Source organism: Trebonia sp. (genome assembly GCF_030042015.1).
Classification (GTDB): domain Bacteria; phylum Actinomycetota; class Actinomycetes; order Streptosporangiales; family Streptosporangiaceae; genus Trebonia.
The window spans coordinates 1-20176 of the sequence record NZ_JASIAL010000347.1 but is presented as its reverse complement, the minus strand read 5'-3'; the positions used below and the strand labels follow the sequence as shown (position 1 = coordinate 20176).

The 20176-nt window shown below is 70.1% G+C and carries 25 protein-coding genes and 1 pseudogene; 10 read left to right on the top strand and 16 right to left on the bottom strand.

Going from position 1 to position 20176, the window contains the following annotated elements; genetic code table 11:
- Positions 1-14: 14 nt before the first annotated feature.
- Together Q1N79_RS18705 and Q1N79_RS18700 are read left to right on the top strand one after the other, a co-directional pair.
- Positions 15-986: a LysR family transcriptional regulator gene (locus tag Q1N79_RS18705; protein ID WP_300610645.1), complete on the top strand. Its 972-nt coding sequence runs from the start codon at positions 15-17 to the stop codon at positions 984-986.
- Between the two features lie 18 nt (positions 987-1004).
- Complete coding sequence (locus tag Q1N79_RS18700) at positions 1005-1511, top strand: MarR family transcriptional regulator (RefSeq protein ID WP_300610643.1); 507 nt, start codon at positions 1005-1007, stop codon at positions 1509-1511.
- Here the strand turns inward: Q1N79_RS18700 and Q1N79_RS18695 are convergent.
- Positions 1508-2362, bottom strand: a complete 855-nt coding sequence (locus Q1N79_RS18695; RefSeq protein ID WP_300610641.1) for a GNAT family N-acetyltransferase — start codon at positions 2360-2362, stop codon at positions 1508-1510. The genes Q1N79_RS18700 and Q1N79_RS18695 overlap by 4 nt on opposite strands.
- A gap of 17 nt (positions 2363-2379) precedes the next feature.
- On the bottom strand, positions 2380-3993 hold the full coding sequence (locus tag Q1N79_RS18690) for an alpha/beta hydrolase (protein WP_300610639.1): 1614 nt from the start codon (positions 3991-3993) through the stop codon (positions 2380-2382).
- 279 nt (positions 3994-4272) lie between these two features.
- Between Q1N79_RS18690 and Q1N79_RS18685 the strand changes: the two genes are divergently transcribed.
- The gene (locus Q1N79_RS18685; RefSeq protein WP_300610637.1) at positions 4273-5040 is read left to right on the top strand and encodes a DeoR/GlpR family DNA-binding transcription regulator; all 768 of its coding nucleotides are present in this window, start codon (positions 4273-4275) and stop codon (positions 5038-5040) included.
- A gap of 33 nt (positions 5041-5073) precedes the next feature.
- On the opposite strand, the gene ispG is transcribed toward Q1N79_RS18685, so the two are convergent.
- The 4 genes from ispG to Q1N79_RS18665 form a co-directional block, all read right to left on the bottom strand.
- Positions 5074-6228 carry a flavodoxin-dependent (E)-4-hydroxy-3-methylbut-2-enyl-diphosphate synthase gene (ispG, locus tag Q1N79_RS18680; protein WP_300610636.1) on the bottom strand — a complete coding sequence of 385 codons (1155 nt, stop codon included), beginning with the start codon at positions 6226-6228 and terminating at the stop codon, positions 5074-5076.
- A gap of 110 nt (positions 6229-6338) precedes the next feature.
- A complete protein-coding gene (locus Q1N79_RS18675; protein WP_300610635.1) occupies positions 6339-7532 on the bottom strand; it encodes a site-2 protease family protein in 1194 nt (397 codons plus the stop codon).
- Positions 7533-7545: 13 nt separating this feature from the next.
- Entirely contained in the window at positions 7546-8769 is a 1224-nt protein-coding gene (gene dxr / locus Q1N79_RS18670; protein WP_300610634.1) for a 1-deoxy-D-xylulose-5-phosphate reductoisomerase, read from the bottom strand.
- Positions 8770-8791: 22 nt separating this feature from the next.
- The gene (locus tag Q1N79_RS18665; RefSeq protein WP_300610632.1) at positions 8792-9082 is read right to left on the bottom strand and encodes a 4a-hydroxytetrahydrobiopterin dehydratase; all 291 of its coding nucleotides are present in this window, start codon (positions 9080-9082) and stop codon (positions 8792-8794) included.
- 57 nt (positions 9083-9139) lie between these two features.
- Between Q1N79_RS18665 and gcvT the strand changes: the two genes are divergently transcribed.
- Entirely contained in the window at positions 9140-10252 is a 1113-nt protein-coding gene (gene gcvT, locus Q1N79_RS18660) for a glycine cleavage system aminomethyltransferase GcvT (RefSeq protein ID WP_300610630.1), read from the top strand.
- On the top strand, positions 10249-10650 hold the full coding sequence (gene gcvH / locus Q1N79_RS18655; RefSeq protein ID WP_300610628.1) for a glycine cleavage system protein GcvH: 402 nt from the start codon (positions 10249-10251) through the stop codon (positions 10648-10650). Before gcvT ends, gcvH begins: the two co-directional genes overlap by 4 nt.
- Before the next feature lie 6 nt (positions 10651-10656).
- Here the strand turns inward: gcvH and Q1N79_RS18650 are convergent, their stop codons facing one another.
- Positions 10657-10929 (bottom strand): DUF3618 domain-containing protein, encoded by a 273-nt coding sequence (locus Q1N79_RS18650; protein ID WP_300610626.1) that lies wholly within the window; start codon positions 10927-10929, stop codon positions 10657-10659.
- Positions 10930-11150: 221 nt separating this feature from the next.
- Here Q1N79_RS18650 and Q1N79_RS18645 point away from each other — a divergent pair, with 221 nt between their 5' ends.
- Together Q1N79_RS18645 and Q1N79_RS18640 are read left to right on the top strand one after the other, a co-directional pair.
- Positions 11151-12197 carry an ABC transporter substrate-binding protein gene (locus Q1N79_RS18645; RefSeq protein WP_300610624.1) on the top strand — a complete coding sequence of 349 codons (1047 nt, stop codon included), beginning with the start codon at positions 11151-11153 and terminating at the stop codon, positions 12195-12197.
- Between the two features lie 187 nt (positions 12198-12384).
- Positions 12385-13440: an ABC transporter substrate-binding protein gene (locus Q1N79_RS18640; RefSeq protein ID WP_300610622.1), complete on the top strand. Its 1056-nt coding sequence runs from the start codon at positions 12385-12387 to the stop codon at positions 13438-13440.
- A 765-nt stretch (positions 13441-14205) separates the two neighbouring features.
- Here the strand turns inward: Q1N79_RS18640 and Q1N79_RS18635 are convergent.
- The 5 genes from Q1N79_RS18635 to Q1N79_RS18615 all read right to left on the bottom strand — a co-directional run bounded on the left by Q1N79_RS18635 (position 14206) and on the right by Q1N79_RS18615 (position 16068).
- On the bottom strand, positions 14206-14538 hold the full coding sequence (locus Q1N79_RS18635; RefSeq protein WP_300610621.1) for a hypothetical protein: 333 nt from the start codon (positions 14536-14538) through the stop codon (positions 14206-14208).
- Positions 14535-14747, bottom strand: a complete 213-nt coding sequence (locus Q1N79_RS18630) for a hypothetical protein (RefSeq protein WP_300610619.1) — start codon at positions 14745-14747, stop codon at positions 14535-14537. Before Q1N79_RS18630 ends, Q1N79_RS18635 begins: the two co-directional genes overlap by 4 nt.
- 378 nt (positions 14748-15125) lie before the next feature.
- On the bottom strand, positions 15126-15359 hold the full coding sequence (locus tag Q1N79_RS18625; protein ID WP_300610617.1) for a hypothetical protein: 234 nt from the start codon (positions 15357-15359) through the stop codon (positions 15126-15128).
- Positions 15356-15718: an ASCH domain-containing protein gene (locus Q1N79_RS18620; RefSeq protein ID WP_300610615.1), complete on the bottom strand. Its 363-nt coding sequence runs from the start codon at positions 15716-15718 to the stop codon at positions 15356-15358. The genes Q1N79_RS18625 and Q1N79_RS18620 overlap by 4 nt, the downstream gene beginning before the upstream one ends.
- Positions 15715-16068: a DUF6011 domain-containing protein gene (locus Q1N79_RS18615; protein WP_300610613.1), complete on the bottom strand. Its 354-nt coding sequence runs from the start codon at positions 16066-16068 to the stop codon at positions 15715-15717. Before Q1N79_RS18615 ends, Q1N79_RS18620 begins: the two co-directional genes overlap by 4 nt.
- Positions 16069-16165: 97 nt before the next feature.
- Between Q1N79_RS18615 and Q1N79_RS18610 the strand changes: the two genes are divergently transcribed.
- Entirely contained in the window at positions 16166-16366 is a 201-nt protein-coding gene (locus Q1N79_RS18610) for a hypothetical protein (RefSeq protein ID WP_300610611.1), read from the top strand.
- 539 nt (positions 16367-16905) lie between these two features.
- Here Q1N79_RS18610 and Q1N79_RS18605 read toward each other — a convergent pair.
- The 4 genes and pseudogenes from Q1N79_RS18605 to Q1N79_RS18590 all read right to left on the bottom strand — a co-directional run bounded on the left by Q1N79_RS18605 (position 16906) and on the right by Q1N79_RS18590 (position 19552).
- On the bottom strand, positions 16906-17175 hold the full coding sequence (locus Q1N79_RS18605) for a hypothetical protein (protein WP_300610608.1): 270 nt from the start codon (positions 17173-17175) through the stop codon (positions 16906-16908).
- A gap of 121 nt (positions 17176-17296) precedes the next feature.
- Positions 17297-18094 carry a hypothetical protein gene (locus Q1N79_RS18600; protein WP_300610606.1) on the bottom strand — a complete coding sequence of 266 codons (798 nt, stop codon included), beginning with the start codon at positions 18092-18094 and terminating at the stop codon, positions 17297-17299.
- Positions 18094-18743: pseudogene (locus tag Q1N79_RS30735) on the bottom strand (DUF3631 domain-containing protein). Before Q1N79_RS30735 ends, Q1N79_RS18600 begins: the two are co-directional and overlap by 1 nt.
- A 317-nt stretch (positions 18744-19060) precedes the next feature.
- The gene (locus Q1N79_RS18590; protein ID WP_300610677.1) at positions 19061-19552 is read right to left on the bottom strand and encodes a bifunctional DNA primase/polymerase; all 492 of its coding nucleotides are present in this window, start codon (positions 19550-19552) and stop codon (positions 19061-19063) included.
- A 23-nt stretch (positions 19553-19575) separates the two neighbouring features.
- Between Q1N79_RS18590 and Q1N79_RS18585 the strand changes: the two genes are divergently transcribed.
- Together Q1N79_RS18585 and Q1N79_RS30730 are read left to right on the top strand one after the other, a co-directional pair.
- On the top strand, positions 19576-19815 hold the full coding sequence (locus tag Q1N79_RS18585; RefSeq protein ID WP_300610601.1) for a hypothetical protein: 240 nt from the start codon (positions 19576-19578) through the stop codon (positions 19813-19815).
- Between the two features lie 43 nt (positions 19816-19858).
- Entirely contained in the window at positions 19859-20134 is a 276-nt protein-coding gene (locus tag Q1N79_RS30730) for a tyrosine-type recombinase/integrase (protein WP_367185099.1), read from the top strand.
- Positions 20135-20176: the final 42 nt, after the last annotated feature.

Below are 20176 nucleotides of genomic sequence, written 5' to 3'. Positions count from 1 at the left end.
TCTATAGTCAGACCATGCTGGACGTAACGAGGCTCCGCGTGCTGGTCGCCGTTGCCCGGCACGGCTCGGTGACGGCCGCGGCCCACGCGCTGAACTACGCGCAGCCGTCGGTCAGCCACCACCTCGCCCGGCTAGAGGCGGAGACCGGCACCAAGCTCGTCCAGCGGGCCGGGCGCGGCATCCGGCTGACCGACGCCGGACGGCTGCTCGCCGAGCGCGCGGCCGAGATCATCGGCCGCCTCGACGCGGCCGAGAACGAGCTCGCGGTGTACAGCGGCCTGCGCAGCGGGCGGCTGCGGCTGGCCGCGTTCCCGTCCGCGCTCGGGACGATCGTGCCGGCCGCCGCCGCGCTGCTGCACACCCAGCACCCCAGCGTCGACCTGCGGCTGACCGAGGCCGAGCCGCCAGAGGCGCTGCGCATGCTGCGCGCGGGCTACGTGGACGTCGCGCTGATCTTCAGGCACGAGCAGGAAGGCGAGCCTGACCCGGCCGTGAGCGGCGAGAACGGCGAGAACGGCGAGAACAGCGACGTCCGCGAGCAGGTGCTGCTCACCGAGCCCGTGGAGCTGATCGTTCCCGCGCCATCGGGCAGGGGCGAGTCCGCGCTCGGCCCCGCCGTGACCGAGGTATGGCCCGCCGATCTCGCGCGGTTCTCCGGCCAGCGCTGGATCGCCGGCTGCGACCGGTGCCGTGAGCACCTGCTCAGGCAGTGCGCGGCAGCCGGGTTCACGCCGCGGATCGCGTTCACCACCGACGACTTCGTCGCCGTGCAGGCGCTGGTCACGGCCGGCCTCGGCGTGGCCCTGCTGCCGTCGCTCGCGCTGCGCGCGGCCCGCAACCCCGGCGTCCGCACGGTGCGGCTGCGCGGCACCCGGCGCAGCGTGGTCGCGGCCCGCTACGGCGAGCCGCCGGACCCGCCGGCCACCGCGCTGCTGCTCGACGTGCTCCGCGTCTGCGCCGCGGAGGCTCCCGCGCCCGCGGCGTAAGGAGGGTAGGTTTGCTCTATGCCGACAGAGCCCCTGACCGAGGGCGCGGTAGCGGCCGGCTCGCAGCCGCGCTGGCTGTCCGACGATGAGCAGCGCGCGTGGCGCGCGTACATCTCGCTGGCGAAGATGCTGATGCGGCAGCTGGACAGGGACCTGCAGCCGTTCGGGCTGTCCACCAACGACTACGAGATCCTGGTGGAGCTTACCGAGGCGCCGGGAAACCGGCTGCGGATGACCGAGCTCGCCGACGTCACCGCGCAGTCGCGCAGCAGGCTCTCCCACCAGATCACCCGCATGGAGGCCAAGGGCCTGGTCCGCCGGGTCGCCTGCGACGGCGACAAGCGCGGCACGTTCGCCGTGATCACCCCGCGCGGTCTGGCCACGCTCGAGCGGGTCGCCCCGTCCCATGTGGAAAGCGTCCGGCGGAACTTCATCGACCACATCGGCCACGACGACCTCGCCGTGCTCACCGAGGCCTACGAGCCGGTCATGGCGCGGATCCGGATGACCCGCGGCCGCGACTAGAACAGGACCGACATGAACTCGCCGACTTCGGTGAAGCCGGCGCGGCGGTAGGCGGCCCGGGCGCGGGCGTTGAAGTCGTTGACGTACAGCGAGACGACCGGGGCGATCGAAGCGCGCGCCTCCGTCACCACCGCCGCCATGCCGGGGGCGGCGAGCCCGCGGCCGCGGCAGTCCGGGCGGACCCAGACGCCCTGCACCTGGCAGGCCTGCGAGGTGGCGGCGCCGACCTCGGCCTTGAAGATCACCCGGCCTGCCTCGATCCTGGCGAACGCGCGGCCCGTCCTGATCAGCTCGCTGACCCGGGCCCGGTAGGCGGCGCCGCCGTCGCCCGCCAGCGGCGAGATGCCGACTTCCTCGGTGAACATGGCGATGCAGGCGGGCATCAGGATGTCGATCTCTTCTGGCCGGACCCGGCGGACCGCTGGGTCCGGCGGTACCCGCGGCGGGCCATCGATGGCCATCAGCGGCTGGGCGGCGCGCACGTCGCGCGGCGGCCCCCAGTGCGGGCGCAGCTGACTCCACAGGCGGGCGACCGCGGCGGACGGGCCGACCAGCGAGGAGCACCGCCGTCCATGGCGCAGCGCCCGGTCGGCGAACGCGAGGACCGCCGCGGGCGGCGCCTGGACGGGGACCAGGTTGGCGCCCGCGTAACACAGCGACGAGAGCTGGCCGTCCTGCTCGTAGCCCCACATCTGGGCGCCGAGCCGGCCGGGCTCGAGGCCGAGCGCCCGGATCCTTGACGCCACGAACACGTTCGCCACCGGGTCCGCGTCGCAGACGGCCAGCGCCGCCGCCCGGTCGCGGTCGTCCAGCAGCCGGGCCGGCTCGGAGCGCTGCCTAACGCGCAACATGATGTCAGCCTAGCCGCTCAGCCGCCCGGCGTCGGGTCGGGGACAGCAGGGCACGTGGCGTTTACCAAACCCGGATGCTCTGGCACCGCGCCGGTGGCCAGGTAGCTGTTCAGGTAGTTCATCACGCAGGTGTCCTCGGGCACCTGCAGCGACTGGCCGTGGTTCCCGCCGCCCTCGACGACGACCATCCGCGCGCTTGGCAGCAGCTTGTGCGCGTCCTGCGCGCCCGCGTACGGGGTGGCCGCGTCCAGCGTGCCCTGCAGCATCAGGATCGGCGGCAGGCCCGCGCCCTTGATCTGCAGCGGCTTGGCGGGCCCGCGCACCGGCCAGAACGCGCACGCCGCGTTGAACCAGGCGTTGTCCCAGGCCTCGAACGGCGCCGTCTTGTACACCTGCTCGGTGTCGGTCTGCCACTCCGCCCAGTTCCGCGGCCAGTCGACGTCCGCGCACTGCACCGCGTTGTAGACGGCGAACTCGTTCTCGTTCTGCACGCCGTACTCCTCGTACTGGGCGAGCAGCGCGCTCGCCGACCCGTCGTTCAGGTACTGCGACAGCGCCTCGGCCAGGCCGGGCCACAGGGTGTCCTCATAGCCGCCGATCAGGTACGTGTCGTCGAACTCGTCCGGGCCGATCAGCGGCCCGCCCCCGTCGGGGCCGGGAATCGGGTGCGCAAGCAGCCGGTCGCGCGCCCTGTACCAGGCGGCCTGCACCTCGGCCGCCGTCGTGCCCAGGCCGTACGTGCTGTTGTATTCCGCTATCCACGCGAAGAACGCCTCTTGCCGCGCCTGGAAGGCGTAGTCCTGGTCGATGTTGTCGATGTACCAGACGCCCGCCGGGTCCACGGTGCTGTCCAGCACCATCCGGCGGATCCGGCTGGGAAACAGCGTGGCGTACACCTGGCCGATGTACGTGCCGTACGAGAACGCGTAGTAGCTGATCTGCCGCACGCCGAAGGCCTTGCGGATGCTGTCGAGGTCCCTGGCCACGTTGATCGTGGTCATGTAGGGCAGCAGCCAGCCGAACCGCTTCTCGCAGTCCGCCGCGTACATCTTCGCGCGGTTGATCAGCACCTGCTCGGCGGCCGCGCTCGACGGGATGTAGTTCGGGCGGTCGCCGGAGAAGAAAGTCGGGTCGCACGTCAGCTCGGGCACCGACGCGCCGACGCCACGCGGGTCGAACCCGACGATGTCGTACTCGGCGGCCACCTGCGGGCTGATCCCCGCCGCGACCTCCCCGGCCAGCGCCAGGCCCGACCCGCCAGGCCCGCCAGGGTTGACGAGCAGCACGCCCTGCTGCTGGCTCTCCGGCGCGGTCGCGGGGACCATGGACAGCGCGAGCGTGAGCTTGCGGCCGCCCGGGTCGGCGTAGTTGAGCGGGACCTGCAGCGAACCGCACTGCAGGCCGGCCAGCTGACCGGTGCACGGGTGCCACCGCAGCGTGCTCGCCGTCGGGATGTTTCCCGCGCCCGCGGCCTGGCCGGTCCCTGTCCCTGTCCCGGTGGCCGCGGTGCTGTCGCCGGGCGAGGGCGTCGCGGCGGGCGACGGCGGCGACGGCGAGCAGGCGGTCACGGCGGTCAGCGCGAGCGCGGCCAGCGCGGCCGCGGTCCCCCTGACCCGGCGGGAAACCCACATGGCTCCCATCTTGCCCCATGGGCCGGACAGCTTCCGACACGCGTGCCCGGCAGGCGCGAATTCCTGCATGCGCGGCCATCGAATTCGATACGCGCCGCCGCTAATTCGATACGTGGCGCTACCAACTTACGCCGTTGCCGTAACGCCGTCCTGGCACGGCATGCGAGGCCAAATATCCCGTCGCGTTCAGCCCAGATTTCCGACACTCCAAGTCGTAAGCAAACAAGCCGGTTAGGCGTCATACTTTAAACTGTTCGGACACTATTGAGGGGGTAGTGAATGCTGGCTAGACACCGTCAATCCCTGATTCTGCAAGCGGTCAGAAGCGACGGCAGCGCGCGGGTTAGCGACCTTACACAGCAACTCGGCGTCTCTGACATGACGATAAGGCGGGACCTTGAAGTGCTCGCCAGGGACGGGCTCGTTGAAAAGGTCCACGGCGGGGCGGTGCTGCCGGGGTCACACGGCATACACGAGCCCGGGTTCGAGGACAAGCTCGTGCTCGAACGCCCGGAAAAAACGTCCATCGCCCGGACCGCCGCGAGCCTTGTCAGGGCCGGCACGGCGGTCGCGATCTCGGCCGGGACCACGACGTTCGCGCTGGCGCAGTGCCTGCTCGACGTGCCCGGGCTCACGATCGTCACGAACTCGCTGCGCGTGGCCAGCCTGTTCGGCGGCGGTCGCGGGCCGGAAGGCGGCTCGGTCGTGCTGACCGGCGGCGTGCGCACGGCGTCGGACGCGCTCGTGGGCCCGGTGGCCGACCTGACGATCCGGTCGCTGCACTTCGACACGCTCTTCCTCGGCTGCAGCGGGATCGACCCGGCGGCCGGCCTGACCACGCCGAACCTCGCCGAGGCGGAGACCAACCGCGCGTTCATCAAGGTGGCGCGGCGGGTCGCGGTCCTCGCTGACCACACCAAGTGGGGCGTGGTCAGCCTGGCCTCCTTCGCCACGCTGGACGAGGTCGACGTGCTCGTCACCGACACCCTGCTGCCGGCCGAGGCGCATGCCGCGCTGACCGGGCGGATCGCCGAGGTCGTCGCCTAGGCCCTGGAAATCCCCGCTTTCCCGCTTTCCCGCTCAGTAGGCCGTAACGATCGGCTGGCCGGGCTCGGCGTCCTGCTCACCGGCCTGCTCTGCCAGCCGCATCGCCTCGTCGATCAGGGTCTCCACGATGCGCGACTCAGGCACCGTGGCCACCACCTTGCCCTTGACGAAGATCTGCCCCTTGCCGTTCCCCGAGGCCACGCCGAGGTCGGCCTCGCGCGCCTCGCCCGGGCCGTTCACCACGCAGCCCATCACCGCGACCCGCAGCGGGACCTCTAGGCCCGTCAGTCCCGCGGTCACCTCGTCGGCCAGCTTGTACACGTCGACCTGGGCCCGGCCGCAGGACGGGCAGGAGACGATCTCAAGACCGCGCTGGCGCAGCCCGAGCGACTCAAGGATGCCGATGCCGACCTTGACCTCCTCCACGGGAGGCGCCGACAGCGACACCCGGATCGTGTCCCCGATGCCCTGCGACAGCAGCGCGCCGAACGCGGTCGCCGACTTGATCGTGCCCTGGAACGCCGGGCCCGCCTCGGTCACGCCGAGGTGCAGCGGGTACTCGCACGCCGCCGCAAGCAGCCGGTAGGCCTGGATCATCACGACCGGGTCGTGGTGCTTCACCGAGATCTTGATGTCGCGGAAGCCGTGCTCCTCGAACAGCGAGCACTCCCACAGCGCCGACTCCACGAGCGCTTCCGGCGTGGCCTTGCCGTACTTGGCCAGCAGCCGCTTGTCCAGCGAGCCGGCGTTCACGCCGATCCGGATCGGGACGCGCGCGTCGGCGGCGGCCCGCGCGATCTCGGCGACCTTGTCGTCGAACTGCTTGATGTTGCCCGGGTTCACCCGGACCGCGGCGCAGCCCGCGTCGATGGCCGCGAACACGTACTTGGGCTGGAAGTGGATGTCGGCGATGACCGGGATCTGCGACTTCTTCGCGATCGCGCCGAGCGCGTCGGCGTCGTCCTGGGACGGCACCGCCACCCGGACGATCTGGCAGCCGGTCGCGGTCAGCTCGGCGATCTGCTGCAAGGTCGCGTTCACGTCCGCGGTCAGCGTCGTCGTCATCGACTGGACCGACACCGGCGCCCCGCCGCCCACGGGCACGCTGCCCACCATGAGCTGGCGCGACTTGCGGCGCTCGGCAAGCGGCACCGCGGGTGTGGCTGGCATGCCAAGGTCAACGCTCATTTGTCTTCATCCATCCCGTCGGCGCGCACTGTGCTGGCGAACACTGCACTCGTATTGTCGCTCAGGAATCGGTTCCGTCAGCGGCGCTCCCTGACCCTGACGTCAGGTCGCTACCCGATGTTCACCGGATTAACGATGTCCGCGAGGATCAGGATCATGCTGAAGAACACAAGGATCATGAAGATGCTGAACGTCAGCGGGACCAGCTTGCGCATGTCCACCAGGCCCGGGTCGGGGCGCCCGCGCAGCCTGGCCAGCCACGCCCGGACCCGCTCGTAGATCACCACCGCCACGTGCCCGCCGTCCATCGGGTGCAGCGGCAGCAGGTTGAGCGCGCCGACGAAGATGTTCAGCGACGCGATGAGCAGCAGCACGAAGCTGACCTTGTACTGCCAGCCCACGTCCGCGGCGACCGCCTGGCCGGTCGCCTCGGCCGCGCCGACCACGCTGCTGACGTTGCCCGCCGCGGTCGAGGCCCGGTTCTTGCTGAACAGGTCGGGGATGGCGGCAGGCAGTTCCGCCAGCGCCCTCGCCGACCCGACAAGGACCTGGCCGAAGCCGGTTCCCGCGTACTCGATCGCGCCGAGCGGGCTGGCCGACTGGAAGACCGTGGTGGCCGCGATCCCCAGGTAGCCCCCGGTCCGGCCGGTCACGCCTGCCAGCGTCGTGTGCAGCGTCACCGGGCGGCCGTCGCGGTCGACGGTGAGCGTCACCCGGCTGCCCGGCTTGGCGTCCTTGATCACGTCGGCGAGCTGCGCCCAGCTGCTCACCTTGACGCCGTCGAACGACGTTATCGTGTCGCCGACCCGCAGGCCCGCGATCGAGGCCGGGGACCTCGGGTCGCTCGAGGTGCAGGCGGCGCCGTTGACCAGGGCCGACTCGTTCGGCGGTACGCAGGCGGCGACCAGTCCGAGCTGGGTGGTGTTGTCGTTCTCGATGCCGATCCCGAGCGCGAGGCAGAAGATCAGGCCGAACGCCAGCACGAAGTGCATGAACGACCCGGCGACGAGCACGATGATCCGCTGCCAGCCGGGTGCCTGGCGGAACGAGCGCGGCTCGTCGGCCGGGTCCACGTCGTCCATCGATGTCATTCCGACGATCTTCACGAACCCGCCGAGCGGCAGGGCCTTGATGCCGTATTCGGTCTCGCCGCGGTGTGTCGACCAGATGGTAGGGCCGAAGCCGACGAAGTAGCGCGTGGCTTTCATGCCGAACTTCTTGGCGGCCACGAAGTGGCCGGTCTCGTGCAGCATCACCGAGAACATCAGGGCGAACAGGAAGATGAGCCAGCCAAGCAGGTCCACCGGCCACCCCTTCCTAGCGGTTCAGCTCCCGTGCCCGTGCCCTCGCCCAGGCGTCCACCCCGAGCACGTCGTCGAGCGTCGTCACACCGGTAGGCGACGTGCCCTCGTGCTCAGAGACTATCCGCGCGACGGTGTCAACGATCCGCGGGAATGAGATCCTTCCCGCGAGGAAATCGGCCACGCACGCCTCGTTCGCGCCGTTGTAGACGGCGGGGGCGGTCCCGCCGAGCCGCGCGGCCTCGCGGGCCAGGGCGACCGCGGGGAAAGCCTGCTCGTCGAGCGGCTCGAACGTCCAGGAGGCCGCCGAGGTCCAGTCGAGCCCGGGCGCCGCGCCGGCCACCCGCTCCGGCCAGGCCATCCCCAGCGCGATCGGTATCCGCATGTCAGGCGGGCTGGCCTGGATGATCGTGGCGCCGTCGGCGAACTCGACCATCGAGTGCACGATCGACTGCGGGTGCACCACGACGTCGATCCTGTCCAGCCCGAAGCCGAACAGCGCTTCCGCCTCGATCACCTCAAGGCCCTTGTTCACCAGCGTGGCGGAGTTGACCGTGACCAACGGCCCCATGCTCCATGTCGGGTGCGCCAGCGCCTGCTGCGGCGTGACGCCGGCCAGCTTGTCCTTCGCCCAGCCGCGGAACGGGCCGCCGCTCGCGGTGAGGATGAGCCGCCTGACTTCGGAGTCGCGCCCCGCGCGCAGGCACTGCGCGATCGTCGAATGCTCGGAGTCCACCGGCACGATCTGCCCCCGCTTGGCCCGGCTCGTGACCAGGGGCCCGCCGATGATCAGCGACTCCTTGTTCGCCAGGGCCAGCGTCCGGCCGGCGTCGAGGGCGGCCAGCGTCGCGCGCAGGCCCGCCGCGCCGGTCACCCCGTTCAGCACGACGTCACAGGGCCAGGTGGCGAGCTGGCACACCGCGTCGGCGCCTGCCAGCACTTCGGGGACACGGTGCTCGCGGGAGTCGCCACGGTCCGTTCGGGAAAATTCTTCTTCGCATGCCGCCAGGACAGCGGGGACGGCGTCCGGATCGGCCACCGCCACCACCGGCACCCCGAACTCAGCCGCCTGGCGCGCGAGCAGCCCCGGGTTCCCGCCGCCTGCCGCGAGCGCGGCCACCCGGAACCGCCCGGGGTTGCGCGCCGCGATGTCGAGCGCCTGGGTGCCTATCGAGCCGGTCGAGCCGAGAATGACCACGTCGCGTGCTGGCGTCGGTTCCACCCGGCCATTGTCCGCCATGCGGGCGCGTGCGGCGACCGGGTCAGCCGTCCCGGGTCAGGTCGCTGACCTCGCGGGCGAGCGCGAAGTCCCTCGCGGTCAGGCCGCCGGCGGAGTGGGTGACCAGGGTCAGCGTCACCTTGTTCCAGGAGATCGCGATGTCCGGATGATGGTTGGCGCGCTCGGCCAGGAAGCCGACCGCGTTCACGAACAGCAGCGCGTCACCGAAGTCCTTGCGGGTCACCGTCCTGGTGAGCTGCCCGTCCGCGAGCTCCCAGCCGGGCGTGGCGGCGAGCTCGCCGGCCACCTGCGCCGGGGTATACAGGGTCGTCATGACTACGGCATACCACTCCCGGCGGTCTTCATGGCCGCCACGGCATACGATTCCGGCGTGACTTCGCAACCGCGGGACACCCCGCTGCGCGGCGTGCACGAGCGGCTCGGCGCGACCATGACCGAGTTCGCCGGGTGGCTGATGCCGCTGCGCTACACCAGTGAGACCGCCGAGCACAACGCGGTCCGCTCAGGCGCGGGCCTGTTCGACCTGTCGCACATGGGCGAGATCGCGGTGACAGGTCCCGGCGCCGGCGCGGCACTCGACTACGCGGTATGCGGGTGGCCGTCGGCGCTCGCGCCCGGCCGCGCCCGCTACACGATGCTGTGCGCGCCGGACGGCGGCGTGCTCGACGACCTCGTGATCTACCGGCAGGGAGCCGAGCGGTTCCTGGTGGTGGCGAACGCGGCCAACACCGCCGTGGTCCTCGGGGAGCTGCAACGGCGCTGCCCCGGTGCGCGAGTGCAAGACGAGACGGCCGCGACCGGGCTGGTCGCGATCCAGGGTCCGAACGCGGCGGGCATCCTGTCCGCGGTCACCGATCTCGGCCTCGCGGGGGTGCGCTACTACGCCGGCGCGTACGCGACGGTGGCCGGCTGTCCCGCGTGGGTCGCGCGGACGGGGTACACCGGCGAGGACGGCTTCGAGATCTTCTGCGCGGCCGCCGGCTGCGAGCGCGTCTGGACGGCACTGACGGCGGCCGGACAGGCCGGCCCCGGCCTCGTGGCCAGCCTCGTGCCGGCCGGGCTTGCCGCGCGCGATACGCTCCGGCTGGAGGCCGGCATGCCGCTGTACGGCAACGAACTCGGCCCGGACGTGACTCCATACGAGGCGGGGCTTGGACGCGTGGTGAGGCTGGATAAGCCGATGGACTTCGTGGGCCGGGAGGCGCTGGCGGCGCGGGCCGTGGCAGGCCCGCGGCGCACGCTGATCGGCCTGGTGGCCAGGTCGCGGCGGGTGCCGCGGCATGGCTACGCCGTGCTGTCCCCGACCGGCCAGCCCGTCGGCGTGGTGACGAGCGGCGCCCCCTCGCCCACGCTGCACACGCCGATCGCGATGGCTTACGTGGAGACAGGCGCACACGGACCGTTCGGGATAGATGTCAGGGGCACGACAGAGCCGGCCGACGTGACAGATCTTCCGTTTTACGACAGGAGTAAGCAAGGATGAGCGTTCCCGCCGAGCTCCGCTATACGGAGGAGCATGAGTGGGTGGCGATCGACGGCGACACCGCCTCGGTCGGGATCACTGACTACGCCGCACAGTCACTAGGCGACGTGGTGTACGTCTCGCTGCCGCCCGTGGGGTCCGCGGTGACCGCGGGCGAGCCGTGCGGCGAGGTCGAGTCGACGAAGTCGGTCAGCGACCTGTACTCCCCCGTGGACGGCGAGGTCACGGAGGTCAACGAGGAACTCGACGACGACCCCGGCCTAGTCAACGCGGAGCCGTACGGGGCCGGCTGGATGTTCCGGGTTCGGGTGGCCGTGGGGTCAGACGGCGAGGCGGCGCTGCCGCCCGGCCTGCTGACCGCGGCCGAGTACGAGGACCTGACCAAGAGCGCTGGCTGACGTTGCTTACTGCCTGCGGAGGCGGCGCCACACCAGGTAGCAGGTGACGCTGACCGCCGCGAGCGCGACGGCGCCGCCGATCAGCGGGTTGACCTGGCTGATCCGCTCGCGCAGGCGGTCAGTCGTGCGGCGCGCGACCTTGGACGGGTTCACCCGGTCGGTGATCTCGTCGATGGTGCGCGCGAGGTCCGCGCGGGTCCGCTCAATCTCGCTGACCAGCGCTTGCGGCGCCTGCTTCTCCGGCGCCTGGTTCGTGGTCTCGATCTCGGTGTCAGCCATGTGCGTCACTCTATTCCCGCTCCCGGCGGCATTCCCGCAGGCCCGCCGCTACCGTCATGCCGCCGCTCCGCCGCCGGTCCCGACGGCATCCCTGCCGTCGCTCTGGTCACGCCCGTCATACCCAATCGCGCGCAGTGAAAGATAACGGTAGCAAACGGTAAAGTGGGCATCTTTCGCTGGCCGGCTGGGCTACTCTCTCGTGATTGAACGATGGGAGCGCCATGAGACCCATATTCAAGCTTGCATACCCCCTGTTCGCCGTCCTCTTCGCCGCCACCCTGGCCGGCTGCTCCAGCGGGGGCAGCAGCGCTGTCGCCTCCGGACCGCCGCCGGAGCAGCCCAACATAGTGGTCGACGCGGTGCCGACCGCCGACGAGGCGGGGCTGTACATCGCCCAGGACGACGGGTTCTTCGCCCAGCAGGGGCTGCACGTCACGATCAGGGCCATCACCGGCGGCGAGTACGGCATGGCCGACCTGCAGGACGGCAAGGCCGAGATAGTGGCGGGAAACTACGTCTCGTTCATCCTGGCGCAGATCGCCGGGGAGTACCCCGCTGGAACCCCGCAGGCCCGCTCGATCAGCATGCGAATCATCGCGGACGGATCGCAGATGCAGCCGGGCAACCAGGCGCTGTACGTGCTGCCCACCTCGCGCATCAAGACCGTCGCGGACCTGGCGAAGTACCACGCGACGGTCGGCATCAACACGATCGACAACATCGGGCAGGTGCTGCTCGGCTCGCTCTTCCAGCAAGAGGGGCTGAACCTCAGCAAGGACATCACGCAGGTCGTGCCCCCCGAGGGTTTCCCCGAGCTGCTCACGGACCTGGCGACAGGAAGGATCGACGCGGCGTGGCTGCCCGAGCCGTTCGGGACGATCGCCGAGGAGACCTTCGGCGCGGTCGAGCTGGCCGACTTCGACCAGGGCGCGCTGCAGGACTTCCCGATCGGCGCCTACATCGGCACCACGCAGTGGGTGAAGACGCACCCCCACACGGTCGCGGCGTTCCTGCGCGCCCTCCAGCAGGGACAGCAGATCGCGGACACCGACCGTGCCGCGGTAGAGACCGCGCTCGAGGGCCTCCCCGCCCCCTACAATGTGTCGAAGGTCGTCGCCGCCACGATGACGATCGACACGTACCCGCTGGTCATGGACGTGCCGGTGATGCAGCGCGTCGCGGACGCCATGTACCAGTACGGCGTCATCAGCAAGCCCTACAAGATCATCAACATGATCCAGCCCGAGCCGGGCATGATCAATTCTTAGAGTTAGCCGCCATATCGCCGCCCAGTTTGCGCAAATCGACGAACGCATCGTTGATGCTGCTCTATATTCTCGCCTAACGAGAGTTTCACGCAGGGTAGCTGCCAGCGCTCTCGCGGACACGGAGCGTTTATGCTTGTGCCGCGCGGGGCGCCGCGGCCCTGTCACTCGCTGAGGCAGGGGGAGTGCATTGAGCGGTAAGTGGTTCCGCGCGGCCTGCGCCGCGGCGGCCGTAACGGCGCTCGCGGCTGGGTGCTCGTCCGGCGGCGGTCACAGCGGCAGCGTCGCCGGCAACCTGCCCACCGCCTACGGTCCGCCGGAGAAGACCACGCTGAACGTTTCCGTGGTGCCCGCCATGGACTCGGCCGGCTTCTTCGTCGCCATGCACGAGGGCCTTTTCGCCAGGGAAGGCCTGACGATCAACTACACGCCCGCCGTCAGCAGCGAGACGGCGATCGGCATCCAGCTGCAGGGAAAGCTGGACATCAGTGGCGGCAACTACGTCTCCTACATCCAGGCGGTGGCGGAGAAGCACGACCCGCTCGAGGTCATCGCCGAGGGCTCGATCATGCAGCAGGGCTCGCAGGTCATCTTCACGATGCCGGACTCGGGCATCAAGACTCTCGCGGACCTGAAGGGCCGCGTGCTCGGGGTCAACGCCCCGCTGAACATCGACTACCTGCTCGACGTGTCCGTGCTGACCGAGCACGGGATCAACCCGAAGGACGTGAAGTTCCCGACGCAGCAGATCCCGTTCCCGCTGATGGGCGCGGCCCTGCAGTCCGGCAAGATCGCGGCCGCGACGATGCCCGAGCCGTTCGCCAGCCTCGCGGAAGAGGAGCTCGGCGCCGTCCCGCTCGCCGACCTTAACCAGGGTGCGACGCAGGACTTCCCGATCGAGGGGTACGTGGTCACCAAGTCCTGGGCCGCGCAGAACCCCAACACGCTGCGGCGCTTCCTCGCGGCGCTCGAGCTGGGCCAGGAGATCGCCGACACCGACCGCTCCGCCGTGGAGCAGGCCTTCGAGACCATCAAGGGCGGTGCCGCCAACGGCCAGGTGCCCGCGATAATCGCGTCGGTCATGTCGCTCAACACCTACCCGATCGGCATCGACCCGGTCCGGCTGCAGCGGGTGGCGGATGTCATGTTCCAGTACGGGCTGCTGCCAACGCGATTCAACGTCGACTCCATGCTGCTGCCCGCGTCCTTCTTCAACTTCTCCCAGTTCTCCGCGACCACGCCCTGACGCGAGCGCCGGCGCCTCCGCGGCTATCCCTTGCTGTCACGTCAGCCACTGCTGTCACGCCAGCCCCTCTGCTGTTGGCCTTTGGCGCGTTGACGGCATACTCGTGTCCGATTTAGCATGATATATCGTTTCTGTCCCGTCGGTAGAGTCGCGCAGTCATTGGTGATGGGGCCCCCGCCACCGATAGGCTTGGCGCTGGGGCTCCCACCGCCAATCGCGTCCGTGGTGGCGGCGCCTGCGGCCGGGCCGCCAGGTTCGCTGTGCGGGCGGGGGGACTTGAACTCCCGCGAACCCGGACACACCGGACAGCATCGGCATTCATAGACACACCTTCTGAGCAGGCGTTCCGCAGTCGCGGGCACCTGCTTTTCGCATCCGGATACACCCGGACTCACCGGCGTCAGTGTCACGCCGGGTGTCACGGCGCCATTCCCCCATGCCCAGATTCGGTGCCCGCGCGTCCCAGTATCCAAGGCGGCCGGCCGCGGCGTATCCACCGCCACGGCCGGCCTGGACCCCAATCCCGCATAACCGAGAAAGGACCCTGAAATGACCGTAACCCCGGAAACTCCCGCCGCCAGCCCGGACAGCACCTGCCCGCCCTGGTGCGACATCAAAGACCACGACGACTACGGCTCGATGCGCCACACGGGTTCTGTGTCTGTCGACATGACCTTCTACCCGTACGACACGGCGTTCACCAAGTCCGGCACGCCAGGGCCGGGAGCGGCGGGGCGGGGAAGTGTTGCACCGATCTCTCCCCGGTCAGGTCGAGGCCAGCAGGCGGTCTGCTGCGTCAGCCGGCGCCACGTGCATTACCGCAGTCGCTGTCTCCCATCCGGGTGTGGCATCGCCGATGGCGTGGATGGCCGCGCGCAGGGTCGCGAGCGCTTTCACCATCGCTGCAGCAGGGTCGTCGGCATCCACGATCATCTGCACATCGACATGGCCGGTGCTCGTGTCCGCGGCGAGATCAGGGTCCGTGATCGCGGGGTCGGTTTTCTCGAGGTCGAGAAGGGCATCCATCAGAGGGTCAAGGCGCGGCTCGCACGAGTCCAGGCCAACGCACTGAACCTCTTGCACGGTCAGGTACTTCATTTCGCCTCCTCGTCCCAGCAGGTGGCCCGGCGGAGCTGTCCGAGCAGGTTGCGGACGTAGTTGGGGTCAGAGGGTGTGAGCTTCATGGTCTTCCAGTGCTTGCCGCACGGGCACCACATTTTGTAGTACTTCTTGCCTCTCTCGACCCGCCAGCCCTTTTCCTCAGCCTCCCGCCGGATAGCCGCAAGGTCTTTGTCCCGATCGCTCACTGGCATTGCCTACTCGTTGAGTGTACGTTGCGGCCATTTCCCGCCGCTAGCGGCCATTGGCGGACAGTGACGGCACGCGCGGTAACCATACCCCGGCACCCCGCCTGGACGGCGGCTCATCCGGCTATCTAGGACGTGCGTGTACTAAGTAGAGCGCGGTTCCTGCAGAAAGCCTTCCGCGCGGTCTGCTTGTAAGGCGAGTCCTTGCCGGCGCCGTCGACAGCCTCAGTGCGGAGCATGGCGGCCTCGACGGGCTCGAGCTGGTAGGCGGGATGATGGCCTCGGCAACTACCGCGCTCGGAGCCCGCCGGGCATGCTCCAGGTGTGCGATCTACTACTCGTGAGGGGACCGGGCCCGGAAGAACACTTCCGCGGTGGTCAGCCCTCGCTGATCCCGTTGGCGAATGTTTCCGGGCGGACCAGCGATCCTCGTGGCGGGATGACGGTGCAGCGCCCGCTGGTGCGCCGGGACTCGGCTTGCGCGATCGGTCGCGCGGCCTGGTAGTCGCGGGTTTCGGCGACCTGGTGCGGGCCGCTCTTGCGGTAGGCGGCTGCCGCGGTGTGCGCGTCTGTGACGATCTTCCACACGGCGGCCTGTCCGGTGGCGGTCATTGCCCGGTCCCTTCGGCGAGGGCGTCGGGCACGTCCCACAGGCCGAGCCTGCCCCTGGCGGGAACCGGGACGGCGAGGGGCCTCGGGCGTGCCAGCAGCCAGTTCCAGCAGTCCGGTTCCGCCCACGGTGACGGGTGATCGCGCACGCAGCCGGCGAGGTCGACGGTGCCGAGGATGACGCCGGCGGGCCACCCGGGCAGCAGGTGCCCGTATCTGGCCATCGCCTCCCGGTCGGTTCCGGCGCCGGCGTGGATGAGCAGGGGGCCGCGGTAGGAGGTGCGCCAGGTGCGGTTTTCCACTGTCTTGATCCCGGCCATGATCAGCGAAGCCCACGGCTGGCGGATGGTGATCGCCTTCATGCGGTCACCAGGATGACGCCGGCGCGGTGGAAGCAGGGCCCGGAGGCCCGGCACGTGAACCCGCGGGCGGTGGTCAGGTAGACGCGCAGCCCGTCGTGCGAGATGGTGCGGAACACGGTGGCGAGCGCGGTGGGGATGACCGCCGCGTCCTCGACGAGCTCGCGGGCGTCGTCGAGCTGGCGGGCCGTGAACCCGGCCAGCTTCGCCGCTACGGCCTCTGCCTTGGCGGCGGCGCGGATGCGGCGCCAGCACCCCCACCCGTAGCCGCGCGCCCGCGACGCCTCGGAGATCAGCTGCCTGCCGCATCCCGGTCGGAGACAGCGCTCGTGATCTGTGGTCTGACCTGCCATCTTCCCATCCTCTAGAGTCAACTTTATTCAATAACTAAGTTAGTACTAGATAAGGCTGGAGTCAACTTTGTTCGGCAACTGAGTTAGCATGGGGCGCGTGGAAGACACCGGCGAGCCTGACGAGCTCGACCTCAGGATCGAGCGAGCCCGCAAGCGCCTCGACACGGCGCACGCCGACCTGATGGCGGCGATCAGGGAGGCGCTCGGCGCAGGGCGCGGGCCGTCCAGGATCGCGCGTCACGCGGGCTGGACGAAGGAGTACGTCGCCAAGATCCGCGACGGCAAGACGAGGGCCTGAGCGAGTCCCGCGGCCGGGCGCGGCACCCCGGTCTGGCGTCCCGGCGGCCCTGTTCCCGGGCGCCGGAGTGTCAGCCGGAGTGTCACGGCGCGCTCCTGCGGGCTTTCCCGCAGGCAGTGATCGCAAGACAAGGTGACTGCTAGTCCCATGCCACCACCTGGACCGCCCGGATTCGGACCGCGAGACCGCGCCGTCGCCGCCAGTGGTCACTAAGGGAGGCGGGTGCCGCCGTCGGGGTCGCTCACGGCACGAGGACCCGTCCTGGAGCGCGGCCAGCAGGTTGTACGCGGCCAGCTCGATCAGGCGCTCACGGGCCTTGCGCCGGGCCTGCGGGCTCGCGCCGCCGTGCTTGGGGCACACGCACCCGCCGCGGATCGCCCACCTCCTGCACAGCTCCCCGTCCCGGCCGGTGCGCCCGGCACTTGACAGCCCACCGGATACTGTTCACGTCCACGGTGACAATGGTGCCCTACACGCGGGGCTGCATAGGGGGCCGCTCAGCGGGCCGGTTCCATGGGTCACTTGGCTGTGCAGGGTGTTCAGGTGTCCCCGGCGCAGTCGGGGCATTCGTAGCCGGCCAGGTCCGCGGCGATGGCGCCGACGCTGCGCCGCAGGCCGTGCGTCTCGGCCATGACGCGCTGCGCGGCTCGGATGGACAGGCGGTCGCCGTGGACGAGCTGGTGGGCGAGCCATCGGGCGCGGATGCGTTCCTCGCGCGTGAGCGGCGTGGCCCGGTAGAGGCGCCCGTCCCGGCCGCGCACGCGCACGTCGAGGATCACGTGCCCGCCTCGCGGTGTTCGTGCGGCCATGATGTTCGTGCGGTGTCCAGGTGTTCAGGCCGCTCGCTGGCTTTCGCGGGTCTCGGCGGGCTACCGGCATGGCGCGGGCTGTTCAGGTGCTCTCCGCCACCATGACGTTGGGTCTGCACGGTCAATGGTGCTCCTGGAGAGCCCGCTCGTACGCTTCCCGTGCCGCGATGAACCTCTCATTGGTGCCGCCGCGGTCGGGGTGCGCGGCGGCCATCTCCATGCGCAGGCGCCTGAGTTCAGGCCCGGCTTCCTGCCGCTTGCGCTCCTGCTCGCGCTGCCGGCGGTACAGGTCGTCCTCGGCGGCCTCGCGGGTCGCGTAAAAGTGCGTCCCGGTGAGCCACCAGGGGTTATGGTGGCCGCCGGGGATCCAGATCTTCCCGTCGCGCTCGAGCACCTGCCGGTCGATGTAGCCGAGTCGCGGGTCATCCTCCTCGTGGCGCCGCGTGTCGTAGTAGAGCCGCCTGGCCGTCTTCCTGACCACGGGGACCGCCTCGACCCACCGGCGCGTCTCGGCGAGGTAGTCGTCATAGGGCGTGCAGGTGCAAGGGATGTACAGGTATTCGACCGGGGCGGCGGAGGCCGCGCCCGGCTTCGGCGGCCGTGTCCTGCGTCTCGCGGCGTTGATCCGCTTCAGGCTGGCGGCGGCCGTGCCTGCAGTTCCTGTCCGCGGTCCCGGCTGGCCGCCGAGCCGCACCATGGCGGCGCGCATCGCGGCGAGTGCCGCGTCCTCGGTGTCCTCCCAGCCGCAGAGGTGCGGCCCTCCGTAGACGCAAACAGGATCGTCGCACTGGTGGCCGCGGTCGACCTGGGCAGCGACCCAGAACCAGCGTTTCCCGCTCTTGCAGCGATCCGCGGCAATATAGGCGTAGCGGTCGCTGCGGTCATGCGGCCCTTCCCCGGGCCGTTCGGGCGGCGGCATTAATCCTCCTCGCCATGGTCGGTGAATCCTGCGTCGATGAACGCCCGGGAGAGCGGTTCGCCGCATTTGGTGCACAGCTGGCAGGCGTCTGCGTCCGGATCCGCTACTTCCGCTACCTGTGCTACGTCGCTGGTCAGGGGCACCATGGAGGTAGCGGGTAGCACTTGCTGTCCGCTACCCGCTACCGCAGCGCGGTCGCTGACCTGCCCGGTAGCCGAGGTAGCGGAGGTAGCGCTCCCTCCTGGCGCGTATCGCTTCCAGGCATCATGGAGGTGCTCGCGGCGGTAGCCCTTGCGGTTCACCCCGTCGACTTTCACGTCGGTGGAGGAGACGCCGTAGGGCTTGAGTAGCTTCGCCAGGTCGCGATGAGTTAGCGGGCGGCCGAAGTAGTCGGCCCACGGCGCCTCGCTGATGTCATGCAGTTTGGCGAGGATCGTCTCCCCGTGCATCGCGGGCTGATCACCGAACACGTTGCGGAGGTCGGCGAGCAGTCTTTCGCCGAGCGTGGCGTCGGCCGCGTCTCCGGCAGCGCGGTGAGCACCTGGGCTGCTTTGCGCGCCCGGGCTGGCCATTCGCCTCCGGCGAGATCGGCGATCGCGATCAGGGACTCCCAGACGTCCCCGAAGATCGCGTCCGCCTCGTCGAGCATGATCGTCGGCGGATCTTGCTCGCTTGCCGAGCGCACCAGGGCCGCGGCGCTGATGTCGGCGGTGGCAAGCGGGTTGCGGACGAGCTGCGCGAGTCCGTCGATCAGACGGGACTTGCCGCACCTCTTCACCGGGGATTTGATGACCAGCCGGGCGGCGAACTCGAGCTCGCTGGCGATGTGGGTCGCGGCGGCGTACAGCGTCACCGCGTCGGCGGCCTCAGGCGCGGGGAAGACTACATAACGCGTCAGTACGGCGCGCACCTCATCGAGTACCAGGGCACCCCCGCGGACGGTCGGCTGGTCAAGGTCGTTGAGGTTCACCGGACCGCCTTCCTGGCCGCGCCCCTGGCCGCGCTGTCGATCGTGCGGCGCGCCTCCTGCTCGCTGAGCCCGGTGGCGACGGCGGCGGCCACCAGGCCGTCAAGGTCGCCGTGTCCGCTCTCAAGCGCCCGGCACGCCGCCCAGAACAGGCCGTCGTTACGGTTGCCTTCTTTCTGTCCGGCGACCCATGCGGCGAGCCTGCCGAGGTCGCCCGCTGCCTGACCGGTAGGCCTGGCCGCCGGCCCGGGCGGGTCGAGCAGACGGGTGACGGCCTGCCAGTCAAGCCGCCCGGTCGCGCCCGCCCGGTGGTCGAGCAGCTCGTACGGCTTACCGTGCACCCTGCTCGGCGGCGTGAGCACGTAACCGCCGGCCGAGCGGAAGTCGAGGTGATGACGCGGCAGCTTCCCGTTCCGCTGGGCGGTGCCCTCGTAGTAGGAGTGCAGTCCGCCGCTCGGCGTCCGCACGAGCGCCTGGGCGCCGGCGAGCAGCCCGGCGGCCTTGAGCCGGTTGAATGCCGCCCACCCGTTGCGAGCTGCTCGCGCTGCGCTGGCGGGACGTGGACCTGGACGCGGCGACGGTCAGCGTGCGGCGGTCGGTCGGCGTCGTCAAGCACCTCGGACAGGCGCGGGAGATCAGGGAGGGCACCACCAAGACCGCCGGGCCGCGGGTGATCGACATCGACACGGCCACGGTCGCCGTCCTGCGCGCCTGGAAGCGCGAGCGCGGCCTGATGGCGTTCCAGCTCGCCTAGGACGGGGCGCTCGCGTTCGGCAACATCGAAGGCCAGTTCCGCGATCCGGAGACCTTCTCCAAGGTGTTCAAGACCACGCAGGCACGGTGCCCGCGAGCTCGGCGGCGGCGCGCCGCCTGAGATCAGGCTGCACGACCTGCGGCACACGCACGCGACGCTGCTGCTGACCGCCCGCGAGCCGGTGCACGTCGTGTCGCAGCGCCTCGGCCACGCCTCCCCGATGGTCACGCTCACCGTTTACGCGCACGTGCTGCCGGGTTCCCAGCGCGAGGCCGCAGGAACGTTCGCCCGGCTGATCGAGGAGGCCCGCAGTGCGTGAGCCGAGTGTCAAACCGGTGTCACGGCCCTCTGCCGGGCCGGA